This window comes from Psychrobacter fjordensis (genome assembly GCF_904845995.1).
GTDB lineage: Bacteria > Pseudomonadota > Gammaproteobacteria > Pseudomonadales > Moraxellaceae > Psychrobacter > Psychrobacter fjordensis.
In genome coordinates this window covers 1-15,229 of sequence record NZ_CAJGYP010000002.1, presented here as the reverse complement: position 1 = coordinate 15,229, position 15,229 = coordinate 1, and the positions used below count along the sequence as shown (strand labels likewise).

General features: G+C 33.8%; 7 protein-coding genes, 1 pseudogene and 1 other annotated feature. All 8 genes and pseudogenes read right to left on the bottom strand.

Annotated features, from left to right (window positions below; translation table 11 throughout):
- Positions 1 to 7 precede the first annotated feature (7 nt).
- Positions 8 to 1,699, bottom strand: coding sequence for a DUF262 domain-containing protein (locus JMW61_RS08720; RefSeq protein WP_201550479.1), 1,692 nt, complete (start codon positions 1,697 to 1,699; stop codon positions 8 to 10).
- A gap of 168 nt (positions 1,700 to 1,867) precedes the next feature.
- Positions 1,868 to 7,069: a P-loop NTPase family protein gene (locus JMW61_RS08715; RefSeq protein WP_227687423.1), complete on the bottom strand. Its 5,202-nt coding sequence runs from the start codon at positions 7,067 to 7,069 to the stop codon at positions 1,868 to 1,870.
- Positions 7,056 to 8,066, bottom strand: coding sequence for a ComEC/Rec2 family competence protein (locus tag JMW61_RS08710; protein ID WP_201550477.1), 1,011 nt, complete (start codon positions 8,064 to 8,066; stop codon positions 7,056 to 7,058). The genes JMW61_RS08715 and JMW61_RS08710 overlap by 14 nt, the downstream gene beginning before the upstream one ends.
- A gap of 399 nt (positions 8,067 to 8,465) precedes the next feature.
- A pseudogene (locus JMW61_RS14225) lies at positions 8,466 to 9,569 on the bottom strand (IS3 family transposase); the annotation flags it as partial.
- Positions 9,192 to 9,303: a sequence feature (AL1L pseudoknot), on the bottom strand. Its footprint overlaps the pseudogene before it by 112 nt.
- Positions 9,570 to 9,638: 69 nt before the next feature.
- Complete coding sequence (locus JMW61_RS08695; protein WP_201550471.1) at positions 9,639 to 10,088, bottom strand: hypothetical protein; 450 nt, start codon at positions 10,086 to 10,088, stop codon at positions 9,639 to 9,641.
- The gene (locus JMW61_RS08690; RefSeq protein ID WP_201550469.1) at positions 10,060 to 12,096 is read right to left on the bottom strand and encodes a hypothetical protein; all 2,037 of its coding nucleotides are present in this window, start codon (positions 12,094 to 12,096) and stop codon (positions 10,060 to 10,062) included. The genes JMW61_RS08695 and JMW61_RS08690 overlap by 29 nt, the downstream gene beginning before the upstream one ends.
- The gene (locus JMW61_RS08685) at positions 12,093 to 13,820 is read right to left on the bottom strand and encodes a hypothetical protein (RefSeq protein WP_201550467.1); all 1,728 of its coding nucleotides are present in this window, start codon (positions 13,818 to 13,820) and stop codon (positions 12,093 to 12,095) included. Before JMW61_RS08685 ends, JMW61_RS08690 begins: the two co-directional genes overlap by 4 nt.
- Complete coding sequence (locus JMW61_RS08680; RefSeq protein ID WP_201550465.1) at positions 13,813 to 15,078, bottom strand: site-specific integrase; 1,266 nt, start codon at positions 15,076 to 15,078, stop codon at positions 13,813 to 13,815. Before JMW61_RS08680 ends, JMW61_RS08685 begins: the two co-directional genes overlap by 8 nt.
- Between the last annotated feature and the right edge of the window lie 151 nt (positions 15,079 to 15,229).

The window sequence follows — 15,229 nt, the reverse complement described above, 5'->3', positions numbered from 1 at the left end:
CTTATTTTTATAGCTCTTTCATAATAAACTCAATAATATTATTTTTCCTCTTTTGAATTAAGTACTTTGTCCAAACCTTTTTTTCTATCGTCATCCTTTGAATTTCTCGTTGCTGCTCCAAATGAGTATAGCTGTCACGTTTTTCCCAAAAAGGTCTGTTTCCAACCGAGCAATTATGTGATTTTGAGAGCAATAAATAATTACCTAAACAATCGATAAATTGATTGTTAAAATCATCATCATAATTGTCATATCCAGCTTCTGGGTTTTCTGTTTGCGGAGCAATGTGTTCTAATTCAGGTTTCAATATCTTGTCAAAACGTGTAACTGTATAACCATTTTTTCCAATACTTTCTAGATGGTTTTCATACTTCCAAAGCAAGTATTTTGCTGTTGAATAATTAATTTTACCCTGAATTGAGCGTTCTAGTGCCTCATTATTCCAATATGATGACCACCAAGAGTCTGAAGAAACAGATTTCATCCATTCTATTCGATCAATAATAGGTTTGATATTGGAACTATCAATCTTAAATTCTTGATAAACTTTGTTTAGGCGTGAAGTCAAATCTGCTCTTGTTCCAATAAGTCTATGACGTAAAATCATTGATTCTAATTGCTTACATAGTTGGTTGATTTGGTTGATTGGTAATCCAAATTTATAGGCTTTAATTATAAAAGGCATGGCGATACCAGTACCGCCAAGTGTCATCAGCGAATGAATTTCAATATTCTCTCTTTCATCTTGTTTCAAGAAAGTAGTTAAGCTTTCAAAGCTTGTATCGAGAGATTGTGTAAAAGATTTGATAAAAGAAGTTGAGTTTTCTTCCGCTAACACCTTGTTAATTTTATCATCAGCATTAGATTCCCAAAGAGAGTTAAAGTGAACTCGAAGAGTATAAGCTAATACATCATCTTCCTTAATACGGTACTCTATAGATGAAATGCATTTGTAAATTTTTTCAAATCGCTCTTTAATTTCGTCGAGTAAGCTTTCCTTTTCTTCGTTACCATATAGATGTATATTAAACATAAATTGAGCTTTAATAACTTCTAAGTTAGAGGGCTTTTTGCCTCTATTATTTTGAAAGATGAACATTTGGATTGCTTCAGACTCATCTTTTACGGGATGAGTTGTACAAGATGCATTTTGAACTGTATTTAACATTTTTAATAAATATGTCTCGTTTTTACCTACTAAATATGAATTAAAGAAATTAAAAGCTGCCACTATACGTTTAGCAGATTCTGTTGAAAGCCCATTGTGATCTTTCTTAGTTTGATCAATTACATAATCTTTAAAAAGCTGCTTATCATAATCTACCGTTTCAAAACGATAAGTTGACTTTCTAATAATCGTATCTTCTTTCAAAATTTCTTCATCCTCAGTTAGCGATCGAAGAGATTCAAGCTTTTTAAATAAAGTTGAAAGAAAAATAACAATTGTTGTTAGTCTCTGTTGACCATCAATTACACCAAATTTACTTTCTGGCTTTTCTTCGAAAAGAAAATGTCCAAAATAATATTTTGATTTTGTGTTACTTCGGTTATAGTCTTCTAGGTCAGATAAAAAAACGTTTATTTGCTTCGGTGGGTTAGAATTTTCAAACTCTGTCTCCCAAGAATAAGCTCTTTGATATGTTGGTACAAAAATTCGATTGCCTGATAACATCTGTTTGATTGTAGTCGATGCTTCCATATTTCTATAAGCCCCTAATTAATATGCGTTTTAGTAGTATAGTCAACCTAAAATAAGGTTTATATATCTAAATGAAATTGATAATTTCATTATGTACTTAGAGTAAATTAAGTCTATGGAAAACTGATATATAAAGTGATAAGCAATTAGATAAAGCGATAAAAGTCATTAGCTCTTCACATTTTGAAAAAACTCACTTTGTTGAAGTGCTGCACTTCTTCGATCACCATGATCAACTAGCCAATCAATAATTTTTAAGAACTTTTGTCGTAACTCTATCGGCATAGATTGATCTTTTTCTATAAAAGCTTTTATAAGACTAGATATTTTTTCGTATACTTGGTCATTCCAGTTCAATAGCTCATCTAATAATATTAGTTCTAAGATTTGATCAGCATAAACATTTGATGGATAGTTTTGTACAGACCTCTCACACAATTTCAAGAATAATTGAATGATATATTCGACCCAACCCACAGCTCTTATATATTTATCAATTATAGGTAAAATTATAGAAATTTCAGACCAATCACCATTCACAAACCTACTTGCTAAAGGCATATTCTGATCAGTTGATACAAACATTAATGATTTTGCAATCTTAGGTAAAAAAAGCCCTGAAATATGTCCAGCTCTATGGCTTTTTTTATCAAAACACGGTGCACTTAAAAAACGATCCAAACATAAGTCTAAAATATCTAATGCATTACTTGGTACGCTTTTTACATTATAAATATAACGATAAATATAATCTTCAATAAAAGGATAAAGTAACTCCCAACAAGCATCAGTTTTTAGACTAAGCATTGGTACAAGGAATCGATATTGTATTTTTTCATCAGAAGATATTCCAATAACTCTAGCTAAAGTGCTAGATAGACTATGATTCCATTCATAAATAATATCTTTACTTTCAAATCTCTGACCTTTTTCAAACCAAGAAGGTTCTTGTTTTTCTATCGTCCATTTTAGACAGCTTTCTAAAAAATCGAGAATATAGATTTGAGAGTAGTTATAAAGTAAGTCTTCAGGTAGAAGTTCTATAACTTTTTCTGCGAATTTATCATCCCAACGATTAACTGATTTTACCCATTTTTGCTCATTTTCATCCTCGTGCCACCGTTGATTATAGGCTTCTGTAATTTTTCTTTTACTATTCTTATTACGTTGAATTGTTTGTTCGTCTAACTCTACCCAAGGAGCACCAGGTATTGGTAGTACACACCACTCATCTTGTGATTTAAAGTAATTATTGATATTTTCATGTATATAATTCAGTTCTTGTTCTGCTTCTGGATATTCATCTAATCGATGTATCCGATTTTTCAAATTATTTTTACATAGAGCAAATGAAAGGTATATAGCAGCCCAAGTGAGCTTAGGATGTATTTCAAATAATTTAAAACATTCTTCTAACGCCACTAATGAAATTTCATGTGATGGACTTGCTACAATATCTAAAAGATCCTTGATAGTTGAATCATCAAAGGACTCCTGAATAATTTCATTCACTAAAGCCTTTACAAGAAACTTCTTTGGGTGAAAAGATAAGGATGCAGGTGGGCAATCTATTTCATAAAAGCTGTATGGTAGTTGGACTACTTGACTAATGATTTTACGTGCCCATTCCAAGTCTTCCTCGTTACTATCTACTCTAAAGACTAAGACCATGGTAGCTAATGCACTAAAAGCACTTTGCTTCGCACTTTCAAATATATATGAATCATTATGGACATCACAAGATTCAAAGAACAAGCCTTCTTCTTCTATACTTTTTAAGAATTCAAAGACAGATCGTATAGTGTAGTTATTCTGAATTTCATTAGCTTCTAATGATTTTTCAGACCATAATCCAATTTGAGAGCATATTGAAAAAATATTTAGTTGTTTATACTTTTTAGATTCGGCTTGCTTTCGATCATGAGGATGGTTAAAGCTAATTTGATTCTCAGCGCCTTCTTGGTAAGAGTAATTATCAAAATTAATATATTCAGCATAAAAATCAGCACGTTCTTTCAGAAAATCAATACTAGAATCCTCTGCCTTATCCTTTTCAAAACTAAAAGGAAGATTTACTTTGAAATCAGATAATTTATCTTTCGTAAGTTCATGAAATTTAGGATCTATAAAGTAGTTTCTCAATAAGAATTTTAAACTTGATTTATGACCTTCTCTATTATAGTTATTTCTAACTGCTTCAATGTCTTTTTGATATCCTGTTTGAGCTGTGAAAGATGTTAAAGTTAAACTCGGTTCCTGTGAGTCTTGCTGAAATCGATACATATCTAATTCTAAGACTTTAAAATTAGTAACAACTGGAAGTATAGAACTAGAAATAATTTGCTTATTTAAAGCCAAAACACACACTACACTTAGAATTGCTACTGATTCATGTTCTGATGTAATTTTTTCAATAAGTTCATCAAAATCTCGACCCTTCTCTAGTTGATCGAAACACCAATTTTCTAACACCATGTAGGCTGATGAAATAGCATTATTTATCCAAACAGGTTTTTTCCAGATATATTCCTTTTCATTTCCCCAAAATTCTTGAACTCCCCAAGGGAATTCAATGATAGTGGGTAGAGGTACTTGTTCAGAAATTTCACATAGTTGTTTCCACGCTCGAATAGCATGGTTAGATAAGTTACGTATTAGCTGTAATCCATCATCTTCTGAATGGTTTAATAATGGGGAAAATGGTTCTTTTAGAGGGGAACTTGGATAGAAAATTCTTGACTCATATTTGATCGATAAATTTTCCCAATCGCTACTCTGTATCTGTTGATATGGTGACTGATGTAAGTACAATGCACGACGATCAATATTTGATTGTTCATTTCTGGATCTTTCTTCTTCAGGCTTAGCCAATAACTCTTGAAAATATTGATTAGCTCTCTGATATTCCGTCTCTTCACGCTCTATACATGTTTTAGGCAGTTCATCTAGTAAAAATTTTAGAGTAAGATCAACAAGTAATTTTGGATGATGCTGAGTAATAATAGAAGAAGCGCCTACTATGTGAGCGTAGATTTCCTTGGACACTTCACTTTGTGAAAGTAAGAAATTTAGATAACTTTCAATATAGGATGGCTCTGATTGAATTGAAACTATAATTAAATTAATTAATTCCAACTGAAAATCTTGTAAGTTAACTATCTGCCCCCAATTACTAGGCCTTTCTTTTTCAGACATCTCTAAAAGCCATTGAATTGATATATCTAATACCATTTCCGACACTTTATTTGATGGGATATGGATACCTACATATTGCCAAACCTCAAAGTTTTTTAATATTTTAGGATAAACCTTAGGCGTAGTGCTTGGAATTACTTTAACGATATACTCTAAGAGTGTTTTCCACAGTAAAACATCAGATGGCCAAGGATATTGGATAGCCATCTCTAATTTATCAGCCTGTTGTAAGAATATTGGATTGGCTTTTGTCTTTTCTGCTTGAAACCATATTAATAATTTATTAAAAAGATCAAAATTATTTTCGAGTAAGGCTTCTGTATACTTGTTACTCAACTCGATGAACTTAGGATGTCCTATTGGTCCAATTACCCATGCTCTTAACCATTGAGATCTTAGCTCTTTAAATTTTGGATGTAATAAATGGTCATTCCACTTTCCATCAATAAATTCGCGTTGAGCAAGTAACTCTACAACTCTAGCTATAAAAGGAGGTTGTCCAAAGTCCTCTATTTTACTTAGCCATTCTTTTCCTTCTTCCAAAAGAATATAAAGTAAAGACCATTCAAAAAATATATCATGTGTAAAATCAACGGTAGAGCTTTTAGTATCTACACGAATTATTCCATCTACTACTAAGCTGTCTAATGCGTCTATTGACCGAATATCTCTGCGTTTGACACCATTACTGAGATTTTTAGACTTTATTTCAGAAATAGTTTTTAATAAATCTTGTCTATTATAAATAGCTTGACCTGTTGCATCAAACCCTCCTCGTTCCCACCATTCAACTATTAATTCAGATTCAGATTCAGATTCAGATTCAAAACCATTCGCATTCAGACTTGTTAAAACTTTAGCAAAAAATGGACGTCTGATAATATCTTTTACTTTACTATCTCTGAGTATCATTCCACTAATGCTAGGGATTTTTTGAGCTAATTCATTACATTCATCATCATTTAAAATATCTACGTCTAGGGTTTGAATGGGTGTATCCTTCAAGAGAGTACCAACCCATACTTTTAATGGTTCAAGTCCCGTATCTCTTAAAGTGGTAACAATTTTCCAATTAGTCAAAGCGCTATTATTGAAAACTGTATGAATTAGTTCTTCAATAATAGGTTTGCTATTTTCACTAATTCTATCGATGCCATCGATAAATACAATTGGAACTCCTCCAACAGCTTCCAAACTTATTAACCACTCTGAAATTGAGAAACTAGGTAGTCCATTCCTATGGACATATTCTAGCCAGTTATTACTTCCAATAAGTTGATTTGATTTTATGAATAAAAATGGAGAGTCTTCGACTTTAGACTCTATGATTTGTCTTAGCAGTACTGACTTTCCTGTACCTGATAAGCCCGTAATTTGTATAAATCTACCTGAATTTAATTTTTCTTCAAATTCCATGTGTAAAGTGGGTCTAGATAACTGAATCCCATCAATCGTATTAGCAACTAACTCTAATTTTTGTTGGCTAATGTCTCTAATTCTTCGTACTTCCGGGATGTAAAATCTATGATCAAAAACTTCACATTCAAAAAAGGTATTAATTCCATTAAAATTTAAGTCGTCAAGACTTTCTGCTCCAAAATCATTGTGATTTTCATTATGAATGATAAGTGCTTTGGCTGTTGGGTGATTTTCATGATTTGTAAAAACTACTGAACCTGAAATTCCTTGAAAATTATCCTCTTTTTCTATTAAGTTTGGGGCTGGGTTTGAATATAAATTATAATGTATGATTGTATCAATGACTCTAGGTGTATCAAATACTAAGCTTGTCACTCCTGATTCTAAACTATTAAATCCAAAAGCTACGTAGTGTTCACTATAACTTTTTTCATTAATTATTAATTTCTCAGAAGCATTTTTAGTTACATTTATAATTACTAAGTCTTTTGCTTTCTCATAGTAAATTTTTTCTATTTGAAGAGTAGACCCATCGCTATTATTTAATAATTTAATTTTTTTGGTATCAAATTCTTGTGGACAGAATCTACAACAGTCTTTAACCTCATTCTTTATAAGATCACAAGCGTTTCTTAACTCACAAATACTATGCTTAGAGGTAATAACAAAGGATTTTTGGTCATCAAAAGACTTGAAAAAGTATCCACTGGATTCACTATGCAATGTTTCAACTTGTATAAGGTTATTTGTATTCATAGTAAATCGTATTTACACCATCAGTAGGAGAGGTTTCATTAATATCGAAGTTCAGGTTTTTACATTCTTCAATTTTTGCTAGTAATTTAGAACTATTAGAGCTTAAATGAATAGCTGGATTACTATCCAAACTTAATATTCTAGCTAAAGTTATATTATTAGGATGATTATGATTTGTCTCATTATTTGCACATATAATATATTCAGACTTTCCAATAAGCTCTAGTAATTCCGTACTTGTATTTCGTTCACTGCCATGGTGTGAAACCTTTACCAAATCAAATTTATGATTTTCAAACCCTGCAATTTTCAGACCCTCAATGACATCTTCAGCGTGGGCATCACCTAGGAAAATTCCAGTAAATCCTTTATATTCTATAATTAAACTAATACTTGATTTATTAGTAACTGAAGGATCATTTTTTAAAATATCTTCATCCAATTTTATTATTTTTAATGCTTCTCCTAATGTTACTTCTTCAATTCCCGTACTTGAAATTTGTTTTTGCCTTTTTTTCTCTTCTTTAATAATAGAATTATTTAGCATTTTTTCTAGAGTGGCAACTGTTGGTGTTATTGCAGTTAATTTGATATCCCTATGCATAAAAGACACAGAATCTCTTGTTAAGCATTGAACTTGAATTCCTTTTTCTTCTAAAAGTTTCTTTCTGAGAAGATGATCTTGACTATATGAAATCTGTTTCTGTGCACTTTTGACAATATTTGGAATATCTTGAAGACTATTGAAAATAATAGTACCAATTTTAACATCTGTATCAAGTAAGAACTTATATCCCCCAATGTGATCATCATCATTATGAGTGACGACGGCTATATCAATAGTACCATGTTCACCTAAAAGCTTCTCTATATTGGCAAGCACACCCCTACGAACCTTGAATGATTTTGGACCACAATCAATCAATATTTTCGAATGATCGAAATCAATAAGGATACAATCTCCATGAGCTGCATCTATTACATGAATTTTTAACATTTAAGACTCGCATGGGAAGTAACGATTTTTAGGTATTCTATCTGCTTTCATTAAGAATGAAACCAAATTTTAAATTAAAATCACGAAGTTATTTTTTTATTATTTATTAATAATTACCTAACAGTTTGTTTTATATGTATTTTTATAAAAAACTATTAGGTAAACATAAAACCAGTAAGGTACTATAAAGCACTCTGTCTATATTTCTATAATGGCAATTATCTCTAGGTCTTACAGGTTAAAGATCAACATACTAGTCGCAATCTGACTCTCAACATAATAATGAAAAAGAATGCTTAGGGTATGGATTAACGGAAAGATTGTCTACCGTAAAACTAGCGGAAGTTCATGAGTTGATACATAACCAATCGTGCTATGTAGACGAGCCTTATTGAACTAGTCTACCCATTCAAGGGTTGCCAGTTCCACAGCATTAACGCCAGTCCAGTTCTGCTTTAAGTAATGAATTACTTCAGCCTTATAAAGCCCATTGACCGTTTCAGTTAATGCGTTGTCGTATGAATCACCAGTCGTGCTCACAGAGGCAATAACGCCAGAGTCAGTCACCCTAGAAGTGTAGCGAATGGAATACTGAACCCCTCTATCGCTATGATGAATCACATCTTTGGGGTTATTTCTGTCTGTTATCGCTTGATTTAACGCTGCCATCACCATACCGTTATTCATACGATTAGATACTTTCCAGCCGACGATAGCGCGAGCAAACACGTCAACAATAAAAGCGATATACACCCAGCCGCTCGTTGTCTTGATATAAGTGAAATCCGCAACCCACAGCTGGTTAGGACGATGAGCATTAAAGTTACGATTAGCTAGGTCATCTGCGCGCTTTTGGTCATCAAGACTGTGAGTTGTTATTTTCCCCTTACCACGCCAAACAGCCTCGCAGCTCATACTGACTCATTAACCGCTCTACCGTACAACGAACCACATGAATGCCATCCGCTTTCATCTGCTGCCAAACCTTACGAGCACCATAACGGCATTTGCTATCCTGCCAAATATGTTTAATTTCGCTGATGTAATAATCGTCATGCTGTCTGCGCAGTGAGCGCTTGTGTGGGGTGTCGCTTAAGTCTTTAGCGCGATAATAAGTTGATGGGGCAATCGTTAGCACTCTACAGATTGGCTCGATTTTATAAAACTACTTGTTATCGTCGATGAAGCTGATCATCACTTGAGTGGACGGCCCGTCTCCGCCTGGGCGAAAAAATCGGTAGCCTTCCTGATGATTTCATTGGCTTGTCTGCACTCGCTTTCGAGCTCCTTTATCCGTTGAGCTTGGCTTTGAGTTTGTACCGAGGCAGGAATGGTTTGCTCGATATGCTTTTTATTCCATGATCGCAGGGGCTCAGTCGTACAGCCAATCTTTGACGCTATGGTTTGAATGGCTGACCATGTGGATGGTTAGGCGCCTGCCACTGCTATCAGCATACGAACGGTGCGTTCTTTAATCTCAGGAGCGTAAGTTTGTCTTTTCATTGTCGTATTCTTTCAGAATGTTTAGTCTCCGACAATCCCGAAGAAGTTCATTAAAGAAATTAACAATAATTAGAAGTTTGAATCGTTAAAACGCGATATATCTATAGGAGGTAATCTACTTTTGAGACTTTTATTCTCCAAGTTCAATTGTATAATCAAATACTCAGCCTCAAGTACTCTTGATAAAGCATTATCTCGTTGAGCAGTTAGTGTTTCAATTCGTTTCCGCAAATCTCTATTATTTGAACGTTGTCCAAGCATTACTTGCCTCTGTGAACGCTCAGTTTTAACTTCCTTATGAGCTTCTAGCCACTTTTGAATTTCATGTACTAATTCTGGATAACGAGAGCGGCGTAGTGCTGAAGGATCTACACCTGCTTCTTTTGCCACGTTATTCTGACTAAGAGAAGTACCTTTTGGCAAGAGCTCTGGTTTATTCTTCTTTAAGCGCTCAAATGCACTCCGAAACTTAATTTCAGCTTTGCTTAATTTACGGCTTTCGAATATTTTCGATGACATTGATTGCTCTCTCAGACGATTCCAGTTGGGCATTTAAAGATTCATGCAATAGTGAACCCTGCTCTACATTTCCAATTTGAATACTAACTATTTCATTGAAACTCTTAATCCTAGATAATTTTCTTGTGTCTAAAAGTATAGATTCACAGGGAAGTTTATTATCATGTCCCATACATGAACTAATATTATTAATACCTCCATAAGGGCATGAAGGACCAGACTTAACACAACCTCCAAGAAGGGTTTGCCGGTACTTTATATCCCCATTCTTGGCAGCGTTGAGCAACTGCTTGTGGTCTTTTTCCGTTATTTTGTGCAATATTTGGTTTTTACGTTTTTCACCATGAGGTGAAATATGATCATCCGACTGTAATTCTTCGAATTCTCTTACTATTAATTTATACATCTCACTAAGGTATGTATTACGAGCATGTTCGTTAAGCGGTTCTTTTAATCGATAATAGTTTTTTCCATAGTACTGACTCATTGCTCTACTAGCATGCTTTAATTGATATTGTAGCGAAGTATCCGTTACAAGACCACTTGCAAGCATATTAACAGCTCCAGTTCTTCTCAGCTGATGCCAAGCTAAAGGCCACACCTTCCCAATGGCAAACTTTTCGGTATTGAGACCAGATGTTAAACGATTCGCTATTTCTAAATCGTTCTTAGTGATTTGTAACTCAGAAGTATCAAAAAGCTTAGGCCACATTGCTATGGCTTCATTGTATGAGAACATTTTTTTATACCTACCATTGGGTTGAGATCTAGGCGAGTTATCACTCCAAGGTTCATGTACAAAAGACTGTAAAACGGGGTTATCAATATCTTCTTTACTCAAGATTAGATGAGGATTTTCCTTGGCTGACTTCAACCTCAGCTGTGCGATTAACTCCATCACTTCAATAGCAACTTTAACAGTTGGTGGCACTATCCATCTAGCATTGTCATCCTTTATAGTTTTTGTCGTTACACCTCTAAGAATATGTACCTCATCACCAAAATCATCTTTTTCCGTTTCATAACAATTAGCCCGTAGTCTGCTACCTTCCTGAATTCGCATTAATGAGAAATTTAAAACATATGCTAAACCAACGACACTCATTAAGCTAAAATACCTTGAAAAACTTCTCATGTTAACTTTTTCATTTACCCATTTTTCTATTAAGTCATGAATACCGTAACGTTTAGCTATCACGGAAAAACTTTCATAATAAATTTTACCTGATCTATTTTTAACTGAAGCCATGGCTTTATGAAAAGGACGGTGATCTCTAGGTATAGGAAACGCATCTGATAAGCTTCCACCAGCATTATGTGCATATAGTTCTAGGCAGAAATTATAGCAACTTATGATTTCTTGTTTATGATTTAAGAAATCTTGCAAGCATTCTTGTAACCTTAGAACTTGATAATTCCATATTCTTGGAGGAATATAAGCTGTCTGCGTTTTTTCTGAACTGTTTATGTTTGCATTCAATAAATTGATCCCTTTTTCATTGATTAAAACAAATCCTAAATGCTCTCTCGCTAAAAGCAATTTAACTAAGCATGGTATTAACGCCTCTTTTCTCGTTGCATATTTAGTTATTACCTCATCCATAACTATTGGAAAATTACAGAGCTCTGTAGCTAAAATTCCATGTTCTGTACAAATGTAAAAAATAGCTCTTATCAACTGGAACTTTCTCATCAAAGACTTTGCTGTACTCACAGCATCGGGTCCCCATAGCCACCATGCAGTAATTTGACGCAAAATAGCCGCATTTTCTGGACTGACAGCTTTACCTCTTCCAGGTCCATCACCAAAATATATACTTGCAGTATGTCCATTCCAAACTGTGAGATTCCATCTAACATCGCCGTATAGTGATAATGGGTTACCCTCTAAGTCTAGAGTTACAGGAAAATCTTTCTTTGGTGGCCAACAATTCGGCTTAAAGTTTGGAGCATTTTGTTGTCCAAGAGTAGATTTGACTTGCAAACCTGGTAGTTGCTCTAAATTCATATCAGTACTTCTAATAATTGTATGTGACCATCCCAAAGAGTGTGATATCTTCCAGCACGTATAGAACTTTCAGCATCCTTAACCCATTTTTGTTGAATATCATTTTCTTCAGATATAAATTTTAGTTTTTCCATAATTCGATCAAGTACTCGATAACTGGGGTGAACCTCTTCTTTTTCAGAAGTATGATAATAGCTAATTTCTAATTTTTTAAAAAAAGCATGAGAAGTAAGTTTTAAGCAATAGTCAAAGCTCATAACATCTCTATGTTTATCGCAAAATAAGCAACCATCAGAGCTAATACAGTCTGGCTCAGGAGAGTTCACTAAAAAATCATTAATAGGTTTTGGTTGATGACCTTTCGTACATAATCCAGGGCCAGGTGATGAGAGAAGCACTTCAGTTTGAGTATGATATTTGATAATTTCTTGAGTTATTGACTCATAATGCGGCTTTTCATAGTGTTTTGATAATATATATTTACTATGCGACATCTCTGCCGCAACAAGCTCTACATCCTGAGAGCGTCTTAACAGCCAATTGATACGATTAGTACGTAACAATCGAGGACCAAAAAAAGGTTTGTTTATTTTTTTTAACAACACTTTTGTTGTAGTAAAAGTTGTACCTGATCCTCTAGGTGGAACAATAGATCTACTAAAAAAAGGGAACAAGTGGTCACTAAAGTCGCTTAATCCAGCTTCATCAAGCCATTTTAAATAACGATTAAAATGCTTGCGATAACTTTTAAAGCATCGAAAAACAACATCTCCTTGACGACGATTTTTATATACTCGAAAAACATCAAGATTTTCACCATTCGTTTGCCATCTATAACTATTTTTTTCCATCTGTATAGCTTGAGATAGGTTTACTCCAGTCTGTGCAATAAATATTAGTAACTCACATTCAACCCGTAACTTTATAATAGAATATCGTTTATACTTATCTAGTAAATGTTCTTCATCGGGCATAGCTTGGCGATTTTTTAACGCTGATCTCAAAAGACCTTTTTTAGTTATGGTTGACAAATCTAAATCAGGTTGATGTAGATGACCTACTATTTTGATTTTTATTTCATCATCAACAGCTATTCTTATAGGTAATTCTCCTCTAATAGTTTTGACATCCAAAGTATTACATATTGATGTTAAAATATTTCCAAATTCAAATAATTGACTTGTATTTAACTTATCGGTAGGTTTGCCTAAAGACTCTATTCTAGAACCTGGTCTTTTCATACGTGTCAAACACATAATACTTTTTCCTGGCTTTGGACCACATACTTTAGTTGCCTTAGCAATTAAATTAGCAATCTTGGTAGCAAGCTTATATGCAGTGAATGCCTTAATTTCTTTTTTTACATATGCTCTTTCCAGCAAGTACTCAGTCCATAGATAGAAAGTACTAAGAATATTTTCATGTGTCATTGGCTGTGAATTTTTGTCTGCCCACACATATATTTTTCTTAAATCCTCAAGACAGGATATGATAGTTTTTTGAGACTTACCTTGTACAATAAACGTTGTCAAAGCCTCATGAAAATCATAAATCAATGGTAACCTCTCCATATCTATCAATCCAAAATCGCCTTTATCAATACCCTCACTGATATACTTTCGTGGACTTTTAGCTGCACCCACGTATAAAAAAATTCCTAAATCCCATGGAGTTCCATGCGTGCCTATTAGTAATTTTGGAAATGTGAGATCATGCTTAGTCATCTTTATCAATCCCCCCTAAACCCATGAACAAATTAGTAAAAGCGTCTGCTGTGTCTGACATTGCTTCTTTCGACTCTATAAATTTAATATATTGCATAGTGGTACTTTCATTTTTATGAAGGCAAGCTTCTCTTACAAATTGAATAGATTCGTCAACTGTCATAAAATTTAATGCTACTTTCATTAACTCAGTAGCAAATGTGGCGCGCGTTCTATGAAAATGAAATCCTCTGAATACTGTTAGGCCTTCTTTTTTACCTTTAGAACGTAGACGCGACATTTCTACATTAACAGCTCGACTGTCATCGCCATTGTAAGAGTTACCATATCTAGTTAAGAAAAGTAGGTTTTGATTTTCTAAGCTTGCTAGAGCTTGCCTTTTGAGGCGTCTGGTACTTGTAGAGTAATTTTTCAAACTGCTGAGCAAATCTTGAGGTATTAAGACTTTTCCTGTAACACTAAATTTCGTGGCTACAGGTGGCCTAGCTCCTGGACCAACAGATAACTGTTTCCACCCAGTGTTAACCATATGAGTAGCATTCTCCAATGTACCTACTTTTAAATCTGTGATTGAGCCCAAACGTAGACCTGTAAAGAAACCTATCTTCAACATTAACTCCAATTCTTGTGAAGCGGAGGTATTAGCAAGATTAATTATTTTCTTGATAGCGGCTAATGAAACAGGTAAAAGGCCATCTTCAAGCTGTAGAGAGCTTATAATTTTTCGGTTAGGTATAGCTAAATCTGTACTTACTATTCTCAAAGTATGCTCTAAACCAAAAGACGTTTTAATTTTCACTTTAAAAAATCGTTCTTTCCACATAGGTCTTTCAGAGTCTATAAGGTTCATTTTATCCATCCACTTATAGAATCTGATAACTGTTGCCATTCTCTGAGATGTAGTGCTAGGAGCTATGTCACCATTATTTCTTGCATTTATCAGTGCTCCTCTAAAAAGGGTAAGGCATCTCTCACTTTCTCTTTCTGGAAAGTGTCGCCACGAAATTGATTCACTCTCTAGCCATTTTGCATATGCATAAATATGTGACATGCTTGAGCGAACAGTTTTTATATTTTTGGCTGATGTCGTAGATTGTTCTAGTGCCCATATGTTTGCTTCAGACCATGGCAAATTATTTTCCCATATGATCTGAGGTAGCTTTGGAATAGGATTTTTTCTAGATTTATTCCAACCTATCGAATCTACACCTAACTCTACCTTTTGATGTTGATAACGAATAAACTCAAGAGTTGCCATATTTGATATCCATACTATTATAGCTAGCCTTTACATAAACTGAGATGATTTAAAAAGTCAAAAAAAAGTCAAAAAAAATAGCGAAAAAACATCCTATTATGTTTACACATAAATAAGATGCTATTTCGCTAAAATTATTACCAATATATCG